At 42.7% G+C, this 21,654-nt stretch carries 17 protein-coding genes; 9 read left to right on the forward strand and 8 right to left on the reverse strand.

Annotation, left to right across the window (positions count from 1 at the left end; all coding sequences use genetic code 11):
• The first annotated feature begins 2 nt into the window (after positions 1-2).
• The 9 genes from G564_RS0117090 (at position 3) to ypfJ (ending at position 12,888) form a co-directional block, all read left to right on the forward strand.
• Complete coding sequence (locus G564_RS0117090; RefSeq protein ID WP_029038737.1) at positions 3-1,022, forward strand: DUF1611 domain-containing protein; 1,020 nt, start codon at positions 3-5, stop codon at positions 1,020-1,022.
• A gap of 84 nt (positions 1,023-1,106) precedes the next feature.
• Positions 1,107-2,054, forward strand: a complete 948-nt coding sequence (locus G564_RS19560) for a 1-phosphofructokinase family hexose kinase (protein WP_051205581.1) — start codon at positions 1,107-1,109, stop codon at positions 2,052-2,054.
• 49 nt (positions 2,055-2,103) lie between these two features.
• Positions 2,104-4,845, forward strand: coding sequence for a cation-translocating P-type ATPase (locus G564_RS0117100; protein WP_029038738.1), 2,742 nt, complete (start codon positions 2,104-2,106; stop codon positions 4,843-4,845).
• A 9-nt stretch (positions 4,846-4,854) separates the two neighbouring features.
• Positions 4,855-6,387, forward strand: coding sequence for a trehalose-phosphatase (gene otsB, locus G564_RS0117105; protein WP_037374213.1), 1,533 nt, complete (start codon positions 4,855-4,857; stop codon positions 6,385-6,387).
• Between the two features lies 1 nt (position 6,388).
• The gene (locus G564_RS19565) at positions 6,389-8,803 is read left to right on the forward strand and encodes a glycoside hydrolase family 65 protein (RefSeq protein ID WP_037374216.1); all 2,415 of its coding nucleotides are present in this window, start codon (positions 6,389-6,391) and stop codon (positions 8,801-8,803) included.
• Between the two features lie 83 nt (positions 8,804-8,886).
• Positions 8,887-9,972, forward strand: a complete 1,086-nt coding sequence (locus G564_RS0117115; RefSeq protein WP_029038740.1) for an efflux RND transporter periplasmic adaptor subunit — start codon at positions 8,887-8,889, stop codon at positions 9,970-9,972.
• Complete coding sequence (locus G564_RS0117120) at positions 9,969-11,231, forward strand: ABC transporter permease (protein ID WP_029038741.1); 1,263 nt, start codon at positions 9,969-9,971, stop codon at positions 11,229-11,231. Before G564_RS0117115 ends, G564_RS0117120 begins: the two co-directional genes overlap by 4 nt.
• A 2-nt stretch (positions 11,232-11,233) precedes the next feature.
• Entirely contained in the window at positions 11,234-11,917 is a 684-nt protein-coding gene (locus G564_RS0117125) for an ABC transporter ATP-binding protein (protein WP_029038742.1), read from the forward strand.
• Positions 11,918-12,048: 131 nt separating this feature from the next.
• Positions 12,049-12,888: a KPN_02809 family neutral zinc metallopeptidase gene (ypfJ, locus tag G564_RS0117130; RefSeq protein WP_029038743.1), complete on the forward strand. Its 840-nt coding sequence runs from the start codon at positions 12,049-12,051 to the stop codon at positions 12,886-12,888.
• Here ypfJ and G564_RS0117135 read toward each other — a convergent pair.
• From G564_RS0117135 to G564_RS0117170, 8 genes are all read right to left on the reverse strand, one after another.
• On the reverse strand, positions 12,885-13,205 hold the full coding sequence (locus G564_RS0117135; protein ID WP_029038744.1) for a hypothetical protein: 321 nt from the start codon (positions 13,203-13,205) through the stop codon (positions 12,885-12,887). The genes ypfJ and G564_RS0117135 overlap by 4 nt on opposite strands.
• The gene (locus G564_RS0117140; protein ID WP_029038745.1) at positions 13,202-14,059 is read right to left on the reverse strand and encodes a hypothetical protein; all 858 of its coding nucleotides are present in this window, start codon (positions 14,057-14,059) and stop codon (positions 13,202-13,204) included. The genes G564_RS0117135 and G564_RS0117140 overlap by 4 nt, the downstream gene beginning before the upstream one ends.
• Before the next feature lie 69 nt (positions 14,060-14,128).
• Positions 14,129-14,701: a pseudouridine synthase gene (locus G564_RS0117145; protein WP_029038746.1), complete on the reverse strand. Its 573-nt coding sequence runs from the start codon at positions 14,699-14,701 to the stop codon at positions 14,129-14,131.
• Between the two features lie 220 nt (positions 14,702-14,921).
• Positions 14,922-15,584: a LuxR C-terminal-related transcriptional regulator gene (locus tag G564_RS0117150; RefSeq protein WP_029038747.1), complete on the reverse strand. Its 663-nt coding sequence runs from the start codon at positions 15,582-15,584 to the stop codon at positions 14,922-14,924.
• Between the two features lie 123 nt (positions 15,585-15,707).
• Positions 15,708-16,361 carry a helix-turn-helix transcriptional regulator gene (locus G564_RS20745; protein ID WP_029038748.1) on the reverse strand — a complete coding sequence of 218 codons (654 nt, stop codon included), beginning with the start codon at positions 16,359-16,361 and terminating at the stop codon, positions 15,708-15,710.
• 77 nt (positions 16,362-16,438) lie between these two features.
• Positions 16,439-17,119 carry a type 1 glutamine amidotransferase domain-containing protein gene (locus G564_RS0117160; RefSeq protein WP_211224636.1) on the reverse strand — a complete coding sequence of 227 codons (681 nt, stop codon included), beginning with the start codon at positions 17,117-17,119 and terminating at the stop codon, positions 16,439-16,441.
• An 89-nt stretch (positions 17,120-17,208) separates the two neighbouring features.
• Positions 17,209-20,229, reverse strand: coding sequence for an SbcC/MukB-like Walker B domain-containing protein (locus G564_RS0117165; protein WP_029038750.1), 3,021 nt, complete (start codon positions 20,227-20,229; stop codon positions 17,209-17,211).
• Entirely contained in the window at positions 20,226-21,449 is a 1,224-nt protein-coding gene (locus G564_RS0117170; RefSeq protein ID WP_029038751.1) for an exonuclease SbcCD subunit D C-terminal domain-containing protein, read from the reverse strand. The genes G564_RS0117165 and G564_RS0117170 overlap by 4 nt, the downstream gene beginning before the upstream one ends.
• Positions 21,450-21,654 lie beyond the last annotated feature (205 nt).

Genomic DNA, 21,654 nt, shown 5'->3' on the forward strand with positions numbered 1-21,654 from the left:
CCATGGATCACAGATACATTTTTACCGCACTAACAAGGACTTCCGATCTTGCAGAGAAGGAATTCCAGATCAAAAAACTGCAAAAGGAGAAGTGGGCTACGGGAGATTATGTTGTCTGCAAAATAATCGATGTGGGTACAAATGAAGCCAAACTTGAGCTGACAAATGGAAGATTGCGTGGAGTGATGGATGGTGATACCCTGGTAGGGGTTCTGGGAATACGTCATGCTACTTTGGAGGCAACAGGTACCTGGAAAGAGGTGGAAGAGGATGGAATGTTACATGTGTTGAGCTGGGGAGGCTTGTTAGGAAAACTTACCTCAAAATCTGTTTTTCTTCCAAAATTCATGGAGATCAAGTACCTGGGTCATGCCTGCAGGGACGGGAAAAAGCTTACGATGGATGACTTTATTAAACCTGTAGCACATACCAAATTTGAAACTCCTGTAATATTGTTTATAGGCACTTCCATGTCTTCAGGTAAAACCACCAGTGCCCGTATAGTGACCAGCATTCTTAAAGCCGCAGGATTTAAAGTTATGGGAGGAAAAATCACCGGCACGGGCAGGCTCAAGGATATTCTGGCAGTAAAGGATGTAGGGGCCGATGCTGTTATTGATTTTGTAGATGCAGGCCTGCCATCTTCAATTTGTCCTCCCGAAGAATATACAGAAAAACTTGAGTATATATTAGACAGAATAAGTGCCGAAGCTCCAGATGTGGCGGTGATTGAAATTGGGGCCTCTCCGTTAGAACCTTATAACGGAGAGATAGCTTATCTGGGAATAAAAGATCAGGTGAAATGTGTGATCCTAAATGCGTCAGATCCTTATGCAGTAATGGGAATTATGGATGCCTTTAATGTAAAGCCGGATATAGTTACCGGGATCTCATCCAATACACTTGGCGGAAGGGAACTGGTAGAAAAACTTTGTGGCGTTCCCGCTTTGAACCTTCTGGATGTAGAAAGCATACCGAGGGTAAAGAGTATTCTTAGACAACGATTAGGAAAAGACATTTAAGCAAATTTTACGGTACCGGTTGAGCCTATTGGAAAACTAATCTGTAAATTAGAGAGAACGTCACATTAAACTAATATACCAGCAATGATCATTACTCTTACAGCCAATCCGGCCATTGACATATATTCAAAAACAGAAAAGTTGGAGCCTAATGAAAAGCTCAGGTGTGAGAAACCACTCATTGACCCCGGTGGTGGTGGAGTTAATGTTTCCCGAGTGATCAAGAGGTTGGGTGGTGAATCTACAGCAGTGTATACCAAAGGAGGACATACAGGCAAATTATTTTCTGACCTGCTAAAGAAAGAAGGAGTAAAAGAGGATCCTGTAAAGGTTGCGAATGACCTGCGACAGAACTTTGCCATAACCGAAATCTCTACCGGGAATCTTTACCGCTTTGGATTTCCTGGAGTTGAACTTCAGGAAGGGGACTATGAATCTTTGCTGGAAAAAGTAGATGAATGTGAAAAAGGTTCCTTTCTCGTCGCCAGCGGAAGCCTTCCACCCGACGCTCCGGCCGATTTCTATGCGCAGGCAGCGGCAAGAGCCAACAAGTGCGGCCTCAAATTTATTCTCGATACCTCCGGAAAATCATATAAAGGAGTGCTGGAAGAAGGTGCTTACCTTTTAAAACCCAATAAAAATGAACTTAAGGATATTACCGGGGAATCAGCAGAAACAAGGGAACAACAAAAAAGTGTACTGCTGAATATCCTGGACAAGTATCCTGTTGAAATTATTGTCCTCTCTTTAGGAGGGGAAGGTGCTTTGCTGGCTACAAAAGGAAAGGTGTTGCATTATCCTGCGCCACAGGTGGAGCATGTGAGTTCTATAGGTGCAGGGGATAGCATGGTTGCAGGGATGGTGTACAGCCTTTCAAAGGGTGAGCCTGTCGAAAAAGCCATTTTATTCGGGCTGGCATGTGGTAGCGCTACTATTAAATCTCCCGGAACAGAATTGCTCCAAAAGAAGGATGTTGAGATGCTTTATCAACAGCTGCTTGAGCAAACCTCGGGAGAGGGAAAAATGATCTGAAACCTAATCTGGTGGAATCCTGAGGTAAACCGTATCTAAATCAGCAACTATGAGCAAAGGCGAAGAGCAGGAGCTTAAAAGCACAGAAGCTTACCGGAAGGAGGTAGAAGAGGTTGCCCATGATCTGAATTCAAGTTTAAAAGACGGCCTTACCAACGAGGAAGCAGATGAAAGATTAAAGCAGTACGGAAGAAATAAATTAAAAGAGTCTGAAGAAAGAAGTATCTGGGATCTTATCCTGTCTCAGGTCAACAATCCCGTGATTTACCTGCTCTTCGCTGCTGCTGCTTTGGCGTTGATTTTTGGTGACATTCCTGAAGGTGTTGCTATTTTCATTGTACTGCTGGTCAACACTGGTATTGGGTTCTGGATGGAGTTCCAGGCCCAAAAATCCATGCAGGCCCTTAAGAAACTGGATAAGATAAGAGCTACTGTGATCAGGAATGCTGAAGAAAAGGAGATCGATGCCGAAGAAATCGTTCCCGGAGACCTCATTAGCATTGAAGCAGGGGACCTTATTCCGGCAGATTCCCGTATAGTGGAGGCTGTCGAACTCACGGTCGATGAATCCCCATTGACAGGCGAATCTGTTCCGGTAGAGAAGACGTCGGAAGTCATAAAGGAGGAATTGCAGGTTGCCGATCGCACAAACACCTTATACAAAGGTACTGCTGTAACGGCAGGTACTGCAACCGCTCTGGTCTTTGCCACCGGAATGGATACGCAGGTGGGAAATATTTCTTCCCTGGTTGAGGAACAGGAGCAGGAAGAAACTCCGCTTAACCAAAAACTCAACAGACTCACCAGGAAACTTATTTACGTGATCCTTGCAATGGCGGCCGCCTTTTTCTTCTTTGGCTGGCTCGCAGGTAAAGAAGTTTATCAACTGGTTCAAACCTCCATTGCCTGGGCCATTGCTGCCATTCCCGAAGGTTTACCCATTGTTGCCAGTATCGCCCTGGCCCGCGGAATGGTACGTTTAGCAAAAAAGAATGTCCTCATCAAAAGCCTCAGTGCTGTAGAAACTTTAGGAGAGACCACAGTGATCTTTACAGATAAGACAGGAACCCTCACCAAAAATGAACTCACCGTGCACAGTTTCTTTTTTCCGCACGATCAGCTACTAAAAGTTGACTGGCATGACAATAAGCCCCAACTGGAAGAGGAACTGCAGCAGACTACTGAAAATAATTTTAAGGAGTTAATAAAAATTGCTGTACTGGCTAATGATGCTTCTCTGGAAGAACCGGAGACGGCCATTTCCGGAGATAATGGTAAAGCCAAAGACCCAAAAGGAAAGGCAAAAGGAGACCCTTTGGAAATTGCGCTGTTGGATTTTGTTAGCAGGTACGATAGGAAATTATTTGATCAACTACAGGAGTTACAGCGGGAACTACACGATCCTTTTGATTCTGAATCTATGGTGATGGGTACCATTTACCGGGAAAATGGGGGTCTCTATGTAGCGGGGAAAGGATCTACAAATGCCATTTTAGAGCGCTCAGAAAAGATCCTTAAAGATGGGGAACCGGTAAAACTAACTCAGGAGGAAAAAGAAAAGTGGAAGAAGAGGAATAATAAAATGGCAGAGGACGGGCTGCGAGTGTTGGGCTTTGCTTACAAAACAACAAAGGATCTGCCAACGGGAGAAGAGGCTGAAGATTTTCTCCATGAGATGATCTTTGTAGGGCTGTTGGGATTTCTTGATCCGCCCCGTAAAGAGGTGAGTGAAGCGATTGAGACCTGTAAAGCTGCAGGTATCAAGGTGGTGATGGTGACCGGTGACCATCCCGGAACTGCCAAAAATGTAGGACGGGAAGTAAATATTCTATCAGAGGAAGACCATGAGGTGCCGGCTCTACACGGCAAAGATCTCAATGAGGAACTCGAGAAAGAGAACAAGGAAAGAGTAACTGATATTTCCATTTTTTCACGTGTAGATCCCGGGCAAAAGCTTAGTCTGATAAAGCATTTTCAGGACCTCGGTGAAATAGTGGGCATGACCGGCGACGGGGTGAATGATGCCCCGGCTCTCAAGAAGGCGAATATCGGAATTGCCATGGGAAAACGGGGCACCCAGGTAGCCCAGGAAGTTGCAGATGTGGTGCTTAAGGATGACTCCTTCGAGTCTATTGTTAAAGCTGTGGAACAGGGACGCATCATTTTCGGAAATATCAGACGCTTTGTGCTTTACCAGCTTTCCTATCACCTTGCAGAAATTATCCTGATCGCACTGATTAGTTTTTCGCTGTTCATTTTGCCGATTCTGCCGCTGCAGCTACTTTTTCTCAATCTGCTTTCCGACGTGTTCCCGGCCCTGGCACTTGGAATAGGAGAAGGAACTCCTAATGTGATGAAGATGCCACCTAAAGATCCTAAAGAGCCTATCATAAGCCGAAGGAACTGGATGCAGATAGTGATATATGGCATTATCATAGCCGCAAGTGTGACAGGAGCCTATTTCTTTTCTCATTTCCATTGGGAGGAAACGGAAGGAATTAATAATAATATCGCCTTTTTAAGCCTTGCCTTTGCCCAGTTTCTGCACGTGTTTAATATGAGAAGTGGAAACGAACCGCTTATAAACAACCAGGTAACCAGAAATAAATATGTGTGGATGGCGATAGCTTTTTGTACCGCAGCTGTATTTGCCGCCTATTTTATTCCCGTAGTAGCCGAAGTTCTCAATCTCCAGCCTTTGCAACCAAGGCACTGGTTTTTGATTGGAGTAGCCGCCATTTTGCCAACCTTTATCATTCAGACTATCAAATTGTTTAAAAAAGATTTTTAAATAGAGAATATGAAATATCTAATTAAAGCAGCAATAACAGACCTTGACGGGGTGATCACGCAAACAGCCGGGCAGCATAAAAAGGCCTGGAAAAAGACCTTTGATGGTTACAACGAGCGCCGAAAGAAGGAGGGGAAAGAGTCCTTTTTACCTTTTACAGATGAAGATTATGCCCGTCATATTGATGGAATTCCGCGATATGATGGGGTGAAGAACTTTTTGGCTTCCCGGGGACTGGATCTTCCTTTTGGCAGTCCCAAAGATCAACCCGACAGAGAATCGGTATGCGGAATTGGAAATCTAAAGAACCTGGTGTTTGGAAAAGTTGTAGCCGAAGAAGGAGTACAGGTAAATCAAAAGAATGTTGAACAATTAAGGGCCTGGAAGGAACAGGGGATAAGGATCGGGCTCATATCCTCCAGCAGGAACTGCAGGAAGATCCTGAGAATAGCAGGGCTTGAAAATGGCCTTTTTGACACTGTAGTTGACGGCAATACTTCAGCGGAAAGAAATTTTCCCGGAAAGCCGGCACCGGATATATTTTTAGAAGCTGCCAAAGAACTACAGGTGAAACCAAAAGAGGCATTGATCATTGAAGATGCCCTGGCGGGAGTGGAAGCTGGAAAAAACGGAAATTTCCGGCTGGTTATAGGAATAGAAAATGCTTCTTCAAAAGAAGAACTTTTGGAACATGGGGCTCAATTTGCCGTGAAAAACCTTCAGGAACTGGAAATAGAATTTAAAAGAGGCCGGGAAGCCGCAGAACTTCCGTCGGCTCTCGAACATTTTTCAGAAATAAGTAAAAAACATCTTCAGAAAAAACCCTTGCTGTTCCTGGACTTCGACGGAACTCTGGCGCCAATAGTAGAACATCATGCAGACGCGGCAATTTCCGAAGAAATGAGGGAGCTGGTAAAGCGTTTAGCAGAGATTTATCCGGTGGCAGTGATAAGCGGTCGGGGAATGGCCGATGTGAAAAAGAGACTTAAGTTACCGGGAATATATTACGCCGGTAGCCATGGGTACGAGATTTCGGGTCCTAATGGCTTTTTCAGGGAAAATGAGGAAGCTCAAAAGGTGCTTCCGTTTTTTAATGAAATCGAACCTTTGATGCGAGAAAAGCTGAAGGAGATCGAAGGGGTAGATTTCGAGAGAAAGAAATTTACACTTGCCATTCACTACCGGCAGGTGAAACCTGAGCAGGAGCAGGAAGTTCGTAAGACCGTAAGTAATGTATTAAAAGATTATTCGGAATTAGCCGGAGCAGGAGGGAAAAAGGTTATTGAGATACGCCCCAATATCGACTGGCATAAAGGTAAAGCAGTGGAATTTCTTAAAAGTGTGATTTCTGAAGAAGAAGAACCTTTTTCCATTTACGTGGGAGATGACGTGACAGATGAAGATGCCTTTCGGGAAGTAGAGCACGGACTTGGAATTCTCGTGGGAGAACATAGTCAGAACACTTATGCAGATTATTCCCTGCAGGACCTTGAAGATGTAAAAATCTTTTTCCGAAAGTTAATAAGTAGAGAAGGCACCTAAAATGGATGACTGGAAAATTAAATATTTAGAATATTCTCCTCAGGAAGAGTCTCTTAGAGAATCACTTTGTACTGTTGGTAACGGATATTTCGCCACCAGGGCTGCTGCAGAAAGCGCATTGCCGGGCAATATTCATTATCCGGGAACTTATCTCGCCGGAGGTTATAACCGGCTTGAAACTACTATTGCCGGACGTGTCATTGAAAATGAAGACCTGGTGAACTGGCCCGACTGGACTTTGTTGAGGTTTAAAGTGGAGGATGGAGACTGGTTTGATATTGATGCTGTTGAAATTCTGGAATTTCAGCAATCCCTAAACCTGAAAGAGGGAATATTAGAGCGAGAAGTGATATTCAGGGATAAGATGGGTTATGAATCCCGACTTATTAGTCGCAGGATAGCGAGTATGGCAGAAATGCATATTGCAGGCATAAAATGGGAGCTGCAGCCCCTCAACTGGTCAGGTCGTTTAACTATTCATTCCGCTTTAAATGCAAAGATAACCAACTCCGGTGTTGACCGTTACAGGGCTCTCAATGGTCAACACCTTATTTCCCTCGAAACAGGAAGTTTTGAAGAAGACGGAATTTTTCTTAAAGTGAGAAGCAGCCAGTCTGAAATTGTTATGGCACAGGCCTGCAGGACTCTGCTGCATTTTGAATTATATGAGCCTGCCTTAGAAAGGAAAAATGTTATAGAACAGGATTATGTCGCCCAGGAACTCATTTTTGAAGCCCGGGAAAATAAGATCATCAGTGTTGAAAAAATTGTAGCGATCTATATCTCCAGGGACATGGCCATGGCCGATCCTTTATATGAGGCAAAGAAGCTGGTAACCAGGAGCTCTGGATTTGATGAAATTTTCCGGTTTCATAAAATGGCCTGGGAGGAGCTATGGGGACAGAGCGATATTACCTTAAAGGCTGACGGGGATAATGATCAACTATTACTAAGGCTGCATATTTTTCACCTTTTTCAGACCTTTAGCCTCAAGACCATTGATGAAGATGTAGGAATCCCGGCCAGGGGATGGCATGGGGAAGCTTATCGCGGACATATCTTCTGGGATGAGCTATTCATCTTTCCTTTCTATAATATCACAATTCCCGAATTAACCCGTGCATTACTTTTGTACCGCTACAGAAGGCTGCGGGAAGCGCGATTTGCAGCCACCAAAGAAGGCCTGAAAGGCGCTATGTTTCCATGGCAAAGCGGAAGCAACGGGCGCGAAGAAACACAGGTATTACACCTTAATCCTGAATCTGGAAACTGGTTGCCAGATAATACACATTTACAACGACATGTAAATGCGGCTATAGCTTATAATGTGTGGCAGTATTTCCAGGTGACAGGAGATCTTCAGTTCCTTTCTTTTTACGGTGCAGAATTACTGCTGGAAATTGCAAAATTTTGGGAGAGCAAGGTAATTTTTAACGACAAAAGAGAGAAGTATGAGATTCATGAGGTCGTTGGTCCGGACGAATATCACACCTCTTATCCCAATTCTTCCGAAGCTGGTCTTCGCAATAACGCATATACCAATATTATGGTAGTTTGGACGCTGAGACATGCTTTATATGCACTCGAGAAACTTAATGATAGAAGAGCCAGGGATCTTCTCAAATTATTGGAGATAAATGAAGAAGAGCTTTCCCGCTGGAAGAATATTTGTAAGAAAATGTTTGTTCCCTTTTTAAAAGACGGTGAAATTATAGAACAATTTGAAGGATTTAGTGATTTAAAGGACCTTGACTGGAACAGGTACCATTCATTATATGGGGAGTCCATGCGACTGGATCGTATTTTAGAGAAGGAAGGAGATGATGTAAAAAATTATAAGGCAGTAAAGCAACCAGATGTATTGATGCTTTTTTATCTATTCTCTTCTGAAGAGCTTGTCGAATTATTTGCACTTATGGGATATGCTTTTGAGCCAAAGGAACAAATTCCTCTAAATATTGATTATTACCGGAAAATAACATCCCATGGTTCAACTCTTAGCAAAGTAGTTTATTCCTGGGTTTATGCCAGGTCGCACAGAGAGGAGTCCTGGAAAGACTTTAAGGAAGCCCTCATTAGTGATTTTTTCGATATTCAGCGAGGTACAACTGCAGAGGGAATACACCTTGGAGCAATGGCCGGAACAGTAGATCTTATTCATCGCTGTTACACCGGTATGGAATTTAAAAAAGAACGGCTGTATTTTAACCCCGGGCTACCTCCCAATGTTCAGGAAATAAATTTTAGATGCAGGTATCGTCGACACTGGCTTGAAATAAAACTCACACAAGACCTGCTTTTCCTTAAAAGTCATGGAGGGTGGCAGGACATTATAAGGATTGTAGTTAATGAAGAAGAATTTACAATGAGGAAAGGGGAGGAGAGAAGTTTTACCTATCGGAAAAAAGAGGTTTAGAGAACTTTTACCCGCCTGTGTCTTACCTGATGAATATCATCGCTGATTATCATGCTTTGGACTAAATTTATCAAAAGCAAATTATGAACAGGAGTTGGTTTTTAGCAGTAACCTTAGTCTTCCTTATTTCCTGTAAGCAACAGCAGGAAAAGATCTATCCCATAGAAACCAGTATCACAGAGTCTGTCTATGCTTCAGTGATTGTGCAGCCCGATAGTCTTTACCAGGCCTTTACCGTGGTAAACGGTATTTTGGATGAGAATCTCGTGGAGGAGGGTGACCTGGTCAATAAAGGTGATGTATTGGTGCAGATCATAAAGACCAATCCCGAAATAGCATCCAAAAATGCCCTTTTAGACCTGCAACTGGCCCGGGAGAACCTGGAAGGTGGCGCAGCGGTTCTTTCCAGTCTTGAGGAGGAAATAAAAGCCGCTAAACTTCAGTATCTCAATGATTCAGTGAATTTCAAAAGGCAGGAGCGGCTCTGGGAGCAGCAAATCGGTTCCCGAACCAATCTTGAAAGCAAAAAACTGGCTTATGATAAATCAAAAACAGCTCTGGAAAGGCTTCAGAATGAATATAATCGAACCAAAAAAGAGTTGGAGACCCGTTATAAACAGGCGCAGAATGCATACAGGGCATCCCAGGTGAATACTACCGACTATTCTGTCACCAGTAAAATAGATGGAAAAGTTTATGCTCTACATAAAAATCCGGGGGAGATTGTAAGTCCGACTCAGCCGTTGGTTACTTTAGGGAGTGCAAACAAATTTGTTATAGAGATGCTGGTAGATGAAGAGGACATTGTAAGGCTGAGAGAAGGGCAGCCTGTTTATCTTAGGCTGGATGCCTATCCGGAGATCATTTTTACTGCTGTAGTTCACAAGATATATCCAAAGAAGGATGAACGGAATCAGACTTTCCTGGTAGAAGCACTTTTTGAGGAGGCGCCCGAAGTTTTATTGCCGGGATTGTCCGGGGAAGCCAATATAGTGGTGGCAAAAAGGGAAAACGCGCTCGTGATTCCGCGCAGTTTTCTAATTGGGAAAAACCGGGTAAGGACAGAGAATGGAATCGTTGAGGTTATTACCGGCCTTCAAAGTATAGATTCCATAGAGATAAAAAACGGAATTACCGCAAAGACAGAATTATTACCACCTGAGGAGTGAAAAAGTACAGAGTAATATTGAGCATTGCCAAAACGCACCTCGTGAGTAAACTGCGGCAAACGCTTATTGCTGCTCTGGGCGTCACCTTTGGTATAGGTTCCTATATTACTCTTGTGAGTTTCATGACCGGTCTTAACCAGATGCTGGACGATCTTATCCTGAATCAAACGCCTCATGTTCATATCTTCAATGAGATCAAGCCGACAGAGGAGCAGCCGGTAACTTTGACCGATGGTGTGGCCGGATCTTTTAACGTAGTTTATTCAGTCAGGCCAAAGCTGTCCCAAAAGAAGATCCATAATGCCAAACCTCTCATGGAATATCTCAATAGAGATGAAAGGGTAAAAGGTGCTATTCCGCAGGTGAAGACACAGGTGTTTTATGTGGCAGGCTCCATTGAATTGGGTGGGAATCTTTCGGGGGTTGAAATTCTAAAAGAGGAAGAGCTTTTCAACCTTGGAGATTATATTGTAAAAGGCAGCGCCAGGGATCTACACAACACATCTAACGGGATCATTCTTGGTGCAGGGGTGGCAGAGAAATTAAGTCTGGAAGTAGGGGATAGGGTTCAGGTAACGACCGTTAAAGGCGATATTTTTCCACTTAAGATCGTTGGGATCTATCAAAGCGGAATTGTTGAAATCGATAATGTGCAAAGTTATACCAACCTTGGTACGGTTCAGCGAATTCTTGGGGAACCGGAAAGTTATATAACTGATATTAATCTAAAATTATTTGATATAGAAGAAGCAATTCCTATTGCTGAAGCTGTGGAGAAGCAGTTTGGATTAACGGCAATCGATGTTCAAACGGCCAATGCCCAGTTTGAAACCGGAACGACAGTTCGAAACCTCATCACTTATGCGGTTTCCATAACCTTACTCGTAGTGGCCGGTTTTGGAATTTATAATATCCTGAATATGTTGATATATGAGAAGATGAACGATATTGCCATTTTAAAAGCTACAGGCTTTTCAGGAAAAGATGTGCAGTTGATCTTTATGAGTCAGGCGCTAATTATAGGCTTTTTGGGAGGTGTTATCGGGCTGCTTCTGGGTTATGGTCTTTCCGTATTAATTAGTAATACTCCCTTTGATACAGAGGCATTGCCAACAGTGGAGACTTATCCGGTGAATTTTGATATGGCCTTCTATGTTATCGGGATCAGCTTTGCTATGCTTTCGACATTTTTTGCCGGATACTTTCCATCGCGGAAGGCCCGAAAGATCGATCCTGTGAGGATCATAACCGGAATTTGATTATGAAGGCAATTCTTGAGGCTAAATATATTGATAAGCATTTTAGAAAACCCGTGGATTTCCATGTTCTGAAGGATATCAATTTTAAGGTGAATCAGGGAGAGTTTGTATCTGTTATGGGGAAATCCGGTTGCGGAAAATCAACTCTCCTGTACATTTTGTCCACTATGGATACCGACTATGAAGGAGAATTGTACTTAAATGATGAGCTGCTCACTGGCAAGCATCCGGATTATCTGGCTTATGTGAGAAACAAGCATATAGGCTTTGTATTCCAGTTTCATTACCTGCTCCCCGAGTTTACAGTACTGGAGAATATTATGCTTCCGGCTCGTAAGCTGGGAGAAAAATCAAATGAAGAAATAAGGACCGATGCCCTTCACAAACTTGAAATTCTGCAGATAGCCGAACTGGCACAGAAAAAAGCATCCCGTATTTCGGGCGGAGAAAAGCAACGGGTGGCTATTGCCAGGGCGCTAATAAATGATCCCGCTATAATTATGGGAGACGAACCAACGGGAAATCTTGACAGCCATAATTCCGAAAATGTCCTTAGAATATTCAGGCAGTTGAGTGATGAGCAGGGTCTTTCGTTGTTGATCGTTACACACGACCATGATTTCGCCCAAAGTACAGACAGGATCATTTCAATGGAAGATGGCAGGATAATTAGTGAGGGCCGGTAATAAAAAAAATCTGATATTCTGGTCATCTAAGTTCCTGGACTTCCGGATATTTCAACTTCAGCAGCAGAATTAAGAAAACCTGAACATATTTCCGGAAGAATAATTTCTATTTTGTATCAAAATTCAGAACAATGAAATGGAAAGGCAGGAGAAAAAGTTCAAATGTTGAAGACCGCAGGGGAAGTTCTAAAGGGAAGATTGCGGCAGGAGGAGGAATAATTGCGCTTATCTTTATCGCCATCCAGTTGTTCACAGGGGGGGATGCCACCGAGATACTTAACCAATTTCAGGAGCAGGCTCCGGCAGGGGAAACAAGAGAACTTACCGCTGAAGAAAAAGAGGTAGGAGAATTCACTAAAGTAGTTCTGGCAGATACAGAAGACGTTTGGCACCAGCTTTTTCAACAAAGCGGAGCCAGATATGAGGAGCCCGGAATGGTGCTCTTCAGTGATGCAGTAAATACTGCCTGTGGAGGTGCTTCTGCTGCAGCGGGACCTTTTTATTGTCCGGCCGATCAGACGATTTACATGGACCTTCGCTTTTTTGAAGAACTCCGCACCCGTTTTGGTGCCGAAGGTGGAGATTTCGCCATAGCTTATGTTATAGCTCATGAGGTAGGTCATCACATCCAGACTATTCTTGGTACTTCAGGAAAAGTCCGGCAACTTCAGCAAAATCTAAATCAGCGGGAGTCAAATGAACTTTCTGTGGCCCTGGAATTGCAGGCAGATTTCTATGCAGGGATCTGGGCGCATTATAACAGGGAATATCTTGAAGGAGGGGATATACAGGAGGCTTTAAGTGCCGCCAGTGCAGTGGGGGATGATGCCATCCAAAGAAGAACATCGGGGAAAGTAGTGCCTGACGCTTTCACCCACGGAACTTCCGAACAGAGAATGGAGTGGTTTATGAAAGGTTATCGCAGCGGAGATCTTTCCCGGGGTGACACTTTTAAACAGCTCGCAAATTAAACAAGGGCAGGGAAACTTACCGCCAGTATCACGATGTTGATTACAGATCCGTACTTTGCATCTTCCCAATTCAGGGTAATTAAGAATTGTGAAAGGAGCGCTCCAATAATGGCCAGGACCGGCCAGTACCCCGATCCCATCAGGAAATACAAATCTGCTATAAAAAGCAGTATAGCACAAAGCAGCCATAAAATACCTTCAGGTTTTCCGATCTTTCGGGATAGCGCCGGTAAAAAGTCATCATAAAATGATTTTACCAGTCCCATTAGATGTAAGATGGCGTGCAATAGCAACAGGAGGGAGATGAATATTTTCATGTGGAAAGGAAAGTCGTCTTTCGGTTTTTACGGGAACGATTATAATTTACAGGATAATTCTTTTCAAATCCCGGTATTATTAGAAGTGGTACCTCAAGTCCCGAAAGACTTTTTAGATAACTGTCATCACTTAATTTTCTTTCCATATTATAATTGCTCACGGGAAGTAATTCCACATCAAACTTTTGCTGCCTTTCTGCCTCTTTGTTTCTTTGATATTCATTGAAGCTGAAAAACTTAACTACAGGACGATATGAGTCGAAAATTCCGAAAAGCTTATCCGCCATCCTTTTTGAAATCTCATCCTTTAGATCTCCTGCTGAAATTTTATGGATTTCAAGAGAAAAGTTATGATTCCCATAGAATCTCTTTAAAGGATTTAATATAGCAGGATTTGCCTCAATATTGGGAGCCAGGAGAAGCAGTACTTTTTTTGGCGGGATAAATAAACCTTTAGGTGGAATTAACAATAAAGGAGCATCAAGCTTTGGGAGTGATTTGTTCAGTCCTACAGTGTCAAAATTATTTACATTATTACTGACAATGATCAGGGAAAGCTGCTTCTCAACCAGGGACACATCTGCATAAGAATTCAAGGCATAGAAGTGAAATTTTTCCTCCGGGAAGAATTTTTTGACTTTTTTTTCCAGGTCTTTTGCTTCATGTTTGGTGGCAAAAATTATACATTCCTCCTTTTCCGGATTAGGTGACAAGCTGCTATCTGCAGAATTCAAACATGAACCTATGCCTTTCAAATAAAAATTGCAATCCCGCCCTTTCATCAAATGAAGGCCGTACAGCACCGCATTACGGGATGATGCCGAAAAATCTGAGGGGATCAGAATATTTTTCATAGCCGGGGAAAATTTGTTCTATAATTTACGAAAAAGAACTTTTAGTAAAAAGGATTTTTATCAGCTTCTTCAGTATTTAAAATTTGGTACCTCCCGGACTTCTCCCGGGGTCATATCTTCCAGTTTTTCATTTCCCACCCGTACCCGTACCAATCGTAATGTAGGAAATCCAACAGCAGCTGTCATTTTTCTGACTTGTCGGAATTTTCCTTCGGTTAAAGTGACCGATATCCAGCTTGTTGGTCCGTGACGGGAATCCCGAATAGGTTTTGAACGGGGAGGGAAAACAGGAGCAGGATCAAGAATAAAAGCCCGGCACGGCTTTGTTTTATAATTTTTTCCGTTGATGCTAATGCTAACGCCTTCTTTTAATTCCTGGATTTCATTTGTGCCAATAATGCCATCAACCTGTACATAGTATTCCTTTTGAACCTTACTCCCGGTGATCTCCGCACTCACTTTGCCATCGGTGGTAAGTAAAAGAAGGCCTTCAGAGTCTTCGTCCAACCTGCCGATGGCCATAGTTTCGGCTGGAAAATTTCCTAATTCGCCGAGCATCTTTTTGTTGCGCCTGGTTCTTTGGCTGGATCTAAACTGACTCAAAAATCCGTATGGCTTAAAAATTTTAAAATGTTTGTGCATGAGAGATTTATTTACCAACTGTCGGTAGAAGTATCCCTTTCAACCGAAATTTTAACATAAAAACCCTAATTTTATACTAAAATCACCAAAAGTGGGTATTGTAAGAAGTAGAGGCTTCCTTTATTTTTACACCATGAAGTTGAAACATTATTATTCAGAAATGAATAGTTTCAATGAAGTAAAAAATCGGGGGTGTAGGGGCCCCGATTTTTTTTTGTCTCTATATGAGGTCAAATGCCTGAGCATATTCGGTAAAATCGTATGTAGTTGAGATACCTAGCTTCTTTTTCAGGTTTTTGCGATGGGTATTGACAGTTTCAACAGAGATGTTCAATTCCTGAGCTATATCTCCAGAACTTTTTCCAAGGGCAACCAACCTTAAAACTTCTTTAGACCGTTTACCCAATGATAGGAACTTGTTTAAATTTTGTCTGAAGAACTCATTTTCGGCAAGCAAACGTTCCGCTTTATGAGGGATGTGTTTCATTTGATCAATGGGAAAGGCAACGGTAACCAGGTGCGTTGGATTTCCATCCTCATCCTGATGAAATATTCTTATAGAACCCATATGCCATACCCATTCTTCCCTAGCTTTAAACTTTACCTGCTGAAAAAATGTAAAGGTTTCATCGGGATCTTTATTCTGTAAAAGCTTGTGCAACTTTTCCATGAAGTCTTCCATGTCTTCATTATTGAAGAAACGTTCATGGTATTTATCATTCATTTCTCCTAATTCCTGCAAACTAACTCCAAGCTGGTCCAGCCCTCTTTGACTCATGTACATTGTTTTGAAATTATCTTCAAGTAGTTCATGAACCACAACTACCCCCGGCATTTTTTCTGCACAAGGGGCGAAATCCTTTAATTTTTCTTCAAACTTCAATCCTAATAAATTTAAACTGTATGAATGTTTTACGGAATTAAAACTAAGAATTTAAAATCATTTCTTCAAGGTGCTGTGGAACTATGGCAAAAATGCCAAAGGAACTTTTTAATAAAAGAATTTTTAAACCAAATCAAAGGCATGAGCATAAAGCGATATGTCATAGAAGGAGGATATCTTTAATTTCTGCTTTATAGCTTTTTTATGTGAATTAACAGTATCAATTGAAATATTAAGGAGATCTGAAATGTCCCGGGGAGTTTTTCCCTCTGCGATTAATTTCAGCACTTCTTTTTCCCTGGCGCTAAGCTTCATAAACTGGTTAAAATGCTGTCTTGCGAATTTGGTTTCAGCTAAAAGTTTCTCTGCCTTATCTGGAATTCTTTCCACATCGTCTATAGGAAAGCTAATGCTAAGAGTATGAGTGGGAACTCCGTCTACAGAATGAAAAATTCGTACAGAAGCTACAAACCATTCACACTTATCTTTATTGGGGAAAAAAACCTGATGAAAAAGAGTGAAAGTTTCATCCTTATTTTCCTCTTTTAAAAGCGGTATTAGCTTTTCAAAAAATTCCGCAGTGAAATCCTGATTAAAAAATTCTTCAAAGTAATTTTCCCCAATGGCTACCAGCTCTTCCAGGCTAAGGCCAAATAATTCAAGGCCATTTTTAGTCATGAAAATAGGGTGGTAATTCTCAATTTGATGAATTACCGCAATTCCCGGCATCCTTTCCAGTTGAGGCTTAAATAATGCTATTTTTTCTTCCAAAGACATTACTCCTGTAAAGATAAGGTTTTCCGCTCTTTTTGGACCAGCTTCTTTACAGGAATCCGGAAGTAAAATGTGAATGTTTACTCCAATAACTTAATAAGTTCTTTTGCAGCTTTTTCTGCCGATGCAGGATTCTGGCCGGTGACCAGCTTACCTGAAACTTTTACTTTTGATGTGAACGGTAAGGCCGCACTGCTGTATTTCGCACCTAAAGTTTTAAGGCGGTCTTCAAGACTAAAAGGGATGTTGTCTCTTAACCCAACCATTTTTTCTTCGGTATTTGAAAAGCCTGTGACCTCCCGGCCCTGTAAAAGTTCAGGTTCTTCTATTGCCGCTGTCAGTAAAGCTGCAGGACCGTGACATATGGCAGCAATGGGTTTATCTTCTTTAAAGAACTCAACAACCAGGCGCGCAGTTTCCTCATCTGTAGCCAGATCACCCATAGGACCGTGTCCCCCGGGGAAGAAAACGGCATCAAAATCATTTGTCTTAACGTCTGAAAGTTTTAGTGTAAATTCAAAATCCTTTTGTGCCTTTTCATCTTTTTTAAAGCGCCGGTTGGAGGAGGTGAGGTTCTCTGTTAGCTGACTTCGGGGATCGATCGGTGGCTTACCTCCTTTAGGACTCGCCAGTGTCACCGTATATCCCTTATCAATAAATTCATAGTATGGATCTGTAAATTCCCCGAGCCATACACCGGTTTTTGAATCTGTATTCACCAGTTCACTATGAGAAGTAAGAATCATCAGGATCTTTTTCATATCGCAGTTGTTTATTATAAAGATCCTTAAAACCCTTTGTATAAGCCAAAATTTTATCTTTTAATTAATACATAAAGCCAATGAAATCTCTAACCAAAAACCTCCAGCGAACTATATCCCTGTCCGTTTCTCGTAAGCCTAATTTGTGTGGCTATTTGCTCTTTTAAAGAGTCCACATGGCTTATCACTCCAATAGTCTTGGAAGATTCTGCCTGTAATTTTTCGAGCGTGTCCAAAGTTTGATCAAGCGTTTCAGGGTCAAGCGTTCCAAATCCTTCATCTATGAAAAGGGAATTAATTTCCACATTTTTGGAAGCGAGATCGCTCAGGGCTAAAGCCATTGATAAACTTAGTATAAAAGTTTCACCGCCAGAGAGCGTTTTGACCGAGCGGCGTTGCCCGCCCATATGCTCATCTATGGCTACCAGGCTATCATCTTCCTCATCTAAAGGTTTGTCTATTCTGTAGCGGTCGCTAAGATCTTTAAGTCTCCTGTTGGCCAGGATGAGCAACTGTGACAAACTCAGGTCCTGTGCAAAGTCATTAAATTTTTTCCCTTTTGAATCCCCAATCAATTCATCCAGTAATTTCCACCGCCGAACAGCCTTTTTGGCACCTGCCAGTTTCTTTTCAATCTCCTCTATTTTGTTTAAACGTTCAATATTATTCCGTTGTTTTCTTCTCAGCTCTTCACTTTCCCCGCGCATTGCCTCAAGTTGCTTTCGAATCGAAGCCATATTTTGCGTTAAAGCTTCTGCAGTTTCTTCCACATCCCTGTGTTTAAGGGCTGTCAACTGCTCCTTCAGCGTTTTTAAGGAGGCTTCAATTTGCCCTTTTTGAGAGGTGATATTTTCCCGCTCTTTCCGAAGTTTTAAATACTCTGTTTCCGGCAGCAGCCTTTGCAGTGCCTCCTTGATTTCATTACAGTCTATGGCCAGAGTTTTCGGTTTTAGTACCTCTTCTGCCGCCTTAAGTTCAGCCGATCTTTTTTGAAGCTTGAAATTAAGTTCTTCCGCAAGTTTGGTTAGACTTTGCTTTTGGTGTTGCAGCCCCGACCATGATCTTTGAAGATCAAGGCAGTCGGTATCAATATTATTGCCGGTGTAAAGGTCATCAAGTTCGGCTTTGATCTGTTTCCCCTGGGCCAGGACTTCCTTTATTTGAGGAATAATTTCAATTCCGCCCGCAATGGCTTTCAATTTTCTTTTCTCCAGCTCAAAACCATCCAGTAACTGCAGCTTTTCTTCCCTGCTGCTGCAAAATTCTTCCCAGTTTTCTCCGGACGGATTCAGTCCCGAAAATTGTTTCTGAAAACCCCCTTTTTGAGCCTCCAGTTCCTGCTGCTTTTCTCTAAGATCTTTTTGAAGTTGAGTCAGTCTTTTTTGATAATGCGCAAGGCTGGTTTCCAAACTCGAATTTTGTCTTTCCAGCTGTTCCAGTTCGTTCTGTGCTGCTGAAATTTCCTCCTGAAGGCTGTCATTTTTGGGAGGAAGCTGCATGGCATAAGGATGTTCCTCTGCCCCGCATAATGGACAGGGTTCCCCGTCGCGCAAGTTGTGACGATGCTGCTCCAAACTTGCTTTCAGAATCTCATTTTCCCGTTGCAGCTGAAGATTTTTAAGCCGCTCCCGTATAGTAGCCGACTCTGCGCCGGCCAGTTTGATTTGCTTCGGAAGCTCTTCAACTTCCGGAAGTATGGTTTTTTCCTCCTGCTTTAATTTTTCTAATACTTCAGAAAGATTTGCTATGCCCGAAGCTTTTTGCTGTGCTCTCCTCCCTGCCTGAAGGTCCTGCCTAAGCCGGATCTTTTCAGTTTCCAAATTGTCCAGGTCCAGATCTTTCAGCTTTACCCTGATTTCTTCCAGGCTGCTTTCTCCTGCAGCCTTCATCTCCTTCAGCTTAAGCTCTTCACTTTCCAGGTCCCCATTGAGCCTGAAAGGCACTTCCCGTACTTCGGTATGAAATCGATCTTTTAAGTTGTCATACCTGCTAAGCTTTTCTGCTCTTTCCTGTTGCAGCTTTCTCACTTTTCCCGAGAATTCCTGAAGACTGGATTCAACAGATGCCGTTTCAGGCTCTGTTTTGAGAAAGCTTTTGATCTTCTCCAGGCAGGAGTTGATCCCCTGCAGATTCTCCTTTTCCTGCCTGGCCTGCACTGTAAGCTCCTGCTTTAGTTCCTCGCAGTTTTTGTCCAGATTTTGCCAGGCTCTCAACTCTTCAGCAAAAACCTGTACCTGCTCATGTTTCCGGATCTTCGCAAGATGTTGATCTTCAAACTCCTTAAGATGTGCAGCAACCTCAATCTGTTGCTTTTCTTTTTCCTGAATTTGCTCTGTCTGCTCTCTTATATTTTTCTTAAGCTGCAGTTGCCGATCCAGCTGTTCCATTTTTTTTTCCAGAGGAGCACAGGCAGCCGATTTTTCTTCTAATTCTTTATTTAGCTGCTCAACCACTTCTTCCTCTAAAAGGTCTTTTTGAAGCACATTTATTTCCCGCTGCCGGTCCTCAATTTCCGTATTTACGCTTCTGAATTTCTGAAAAGCCCGAACACCAATTTGTCTGTAGATCCCTGTGCCCGTGATCTTTTCCAGAAGTTCCCCACGTTCCTCTTTTCTGGCTTTCAGGAACTGAGCGAAATCCCCCTGTGCGAGTAAAACAGATTTGATGAACTGGTTGTAATTAAGTCCGATTAATTCCTCATTTTTGGAAGGAATATCAGACTTTTTGTAGTCCAGAGGTTTTCCGGAGGCAAGGTCGTAGAGATACATCTCGTAATCGCGCAAATTGTTATTGCGGTTGGTAGAGATGCTCCATTCGGAGGCAAAGATACCCGTTTTGGCTTCATAAGTTACCCTGGCAAAGGCTTCTTTCTGATTGCGGGTTAGAAGTGCGCCTTTATTTATGATATCGTTCCTGCTTATTTTTCCCAGCCTTGGGACCATGTTGAAAAGAGCCAGGGAAATTACATCCAGGATGGTGCTCTTTCCGCTGCCGGTGGGGCCGGTAATGGCGAAAAGTGAGCTTACCGTAAAAGGCGCTTTTGAAAAATCTATTTTGTGAGTTCCCTTGAGGGAATTTATATTCTGAAATTCAATTTTTAAGATCTTCATATTCCCGTATTTTCATCCTGCTGTATTTCTTCCAGGAGTTCGTCAAATGCTGCTAAAATTTCTCCCCGGGTTTCTTCGTCATATTCATGCCGGCCTATGAGCTCAAGAAATACCTCTTTAGGTTTGAGATCCTGAAGTTGCTGTTCAGCTGCAAAAACCTGTCCCGCTCCCTTGAGTTGATTTTCAAAATGAGCCCGGTGTTTTACGATCCTGTAGCCTTCTTTTTGAAAATTGGATACCAGTTCATCAAGAGCATATAATTTCATGGCATCATACTGCTCTTCTTTCAGTTCCACTTCTATAAGACTTTCCAGTTGTTTCTGTTCCTGAAGCGTCTCCAGTTTAAAGGTCAATTCTTCAAGATTACCGGTGACTTTAAGGAGAGATCTAAAATGGGGTACAGGAATAGATTCCGGTTCCCAGTTCTTTTCTGTGTCAATGAGGAGCACTCTCTTTTCATCTTTTCTCTCGCTAAAGGACAGGGGCAGGGGAGAGCCGCTGTAAAAGGTTGGAACCCCTGCCGCAACTCTTTGCGGTTTATGAATATGTCCCAGGGCTATATAGCTGAAAGAGTTCCCAAATCTCGATGCTTCAAAGGCAGCCAGATTTCCTATCTGAATTTCCCTTTCGCTTTCTGAAGTCTCGATCCCGGCTGTAAAAAGATGGCCCATGGCAACAGCAGGAAGATCGGGGTATTTCGAAGCGCAAATTTCTGAGGCTTCAAAAAAGGTATTTTCGATCCCTCTTTTCAGGGCTTCCACGCGATCTTCATAAGTATTGTCGTCATCGGCTTTCCGCAAATCTGCATCCCTGAGGAATGGGAGAGCGGCTATAACCGCCTGCGGTTTTCCGTTCTTACCTTTGACGGGAATAATCAGCTCTTCCAAATCCTCGGGTAAGCCTCCAATAATATCAATGTCAAGCTCCTTCAGAATTTCTTTTGGCGCATTAAGCATGGCAGGAGAATCGTGATTTCCGCCGGTTAGGATGATCTTGCAGTCGAAGCGGTTCAATTTTACCAAAGCCCTGTAGTATTGTTTCCGGGCCTCTGATGAAGGATTGGCCAGATCAAAAACATCTCCCGATACTAATAACAGGTCTACTTTTTCTGCTTCAATAATTTTGCAAAGCCAGTCTGTGAAGAGGTCAAAATCTTCAGCGAGCTCTGTTTTATGCAGCTTCTTTCCTATATGCCAGTCGGCCGTATGCAGGATCTTCATGGGGATGGATTTTTGAATTCCGAAGGTAATGGAAACTCAATTTCCTGCAAAGTTAAAAGAGGCTGCGACATAATGTGACGTTAGGGATTAATTTTTAAAATTTCCTCCGGTGCAGATAATCCCGGGAATCGGAATCATTTCCGAAAGCTCAAATTTTCCCGATAGAAATCCTGCAGATCCCTTGTCAAAACTGAAATTATCTGTA

This window comes from Salinimicrobium xinjiangense DSM 19287, from assembly GCF_000423585.1.
GTDB classification, from domain to species: Bacteria; Bacteroidota; Bacteroidia; order Flavobacteriales; family Flavobacteriaceae; genus Salinimicrobium; species Salinimicrobium xinjiangense.

Bases quoted from the DNA above. Each gene is read 5' to 3' on its own strand.
- G564_RS0117090 (WP_029038737.1), top strand. From the start codon at position 3: ATGGATCACAGATACATTTTTACCGCACTAACAAGGACTTCCGATCTT.
- G564_RS19560 (WP_051205581.1), top strand. From the start codon at position 1,107: ATGATCATTACTCTTACAGCCAATCCGGCCATTGACATATATTCAAAA.
- G564_RS0117100 (WP_029038738.1), top strand. From the start codon at position 2,104: ATGAGCAAAGGCGAAGAGCAGGAGCTTAAAAGCACAGAAGCTTACCGG.
- otsB (WP_037374213.1), top strand. From the start codon at position 4,855: ATGAAATATCTAATTAAAGCAGCAATAACAGACCTTGACGGGGTGATC.
- G564_RS19565 (WP_037374216.1), top strand. From the start codon at position 6,389: ATGGATGACTGGAAAATTAAATATTTAGAATATTCTCCTCAGGAAGAG.
- G564_RS0117115 (WP_029038740.1), top strand. From the start codon at position 8,887: ATGAACAGGAGTTGGTTTTTAGCAGTAACCTTAGTCTTCCTTATTTCC.
- G564_RS0117125 (WP_029038742.1), top strand. From the start codon at position 11,234: ATGAAGGCAATTCTTGAGGCTAAATATATTGATAAGCATTTTAGAAAA.
- ypfJ (WP_029038743.1), top strand. From the start codon at position 12,049: ATGAAATGGAAAGGCAGGAGAAAAAGTTCAAATGTTGAAGACCGCAGG.
- G564_RS0117135 (WP_029038744.1), bottom strand. From the start codon at position 13,205: ATGAAAATATTCATCTCCCTCCTGTTGCTATTGCACGCCATCTTACAT.
- G564_RS0117140 (WP_029038745.1), bottom strand. From the start codon at position 14,059: ATGAAAAATATTCTGATCCCCTCAGATTTTTCGGCATCATCCCGTAAT.
- G564_RS0117145 (WP_029038746.1), bottom strand. From the start codon at position 14,701: ATGCACAAACATTTTAAAATTTTTAAGCCATACGGATTTTTGAGTCAG.
- G564_RS20745 (WP_029038748.1), bottom strand. From the start codon at position 16,361: ATGTCTTTGGAAGAAAAAATAGCATTATTTAAGCCTCAACTGGAAAGG.
- G564_RS0117160 (WP_211224636.1), bottom strand. From the start codon at position 17,119: ATGAAAAAGATCCTGATGATTCTTACTTCTCATAGTGAACTGGTGAAT.
- G564_RS0117165 (WP_029038750.1), bottom strand. From the start codon at position 20,229: ATGAAGATCTTAAAAATTGAATTTCAGAATATAAATTCCCTCAAGGGA.
- G564_RS0117170 (WP_029038751.1), bottom strand. From the start codon at position 21,449: ATGAAGATCCTGCATACGGCCGACTGGCATATAGGAAAGAAGCTGCAT.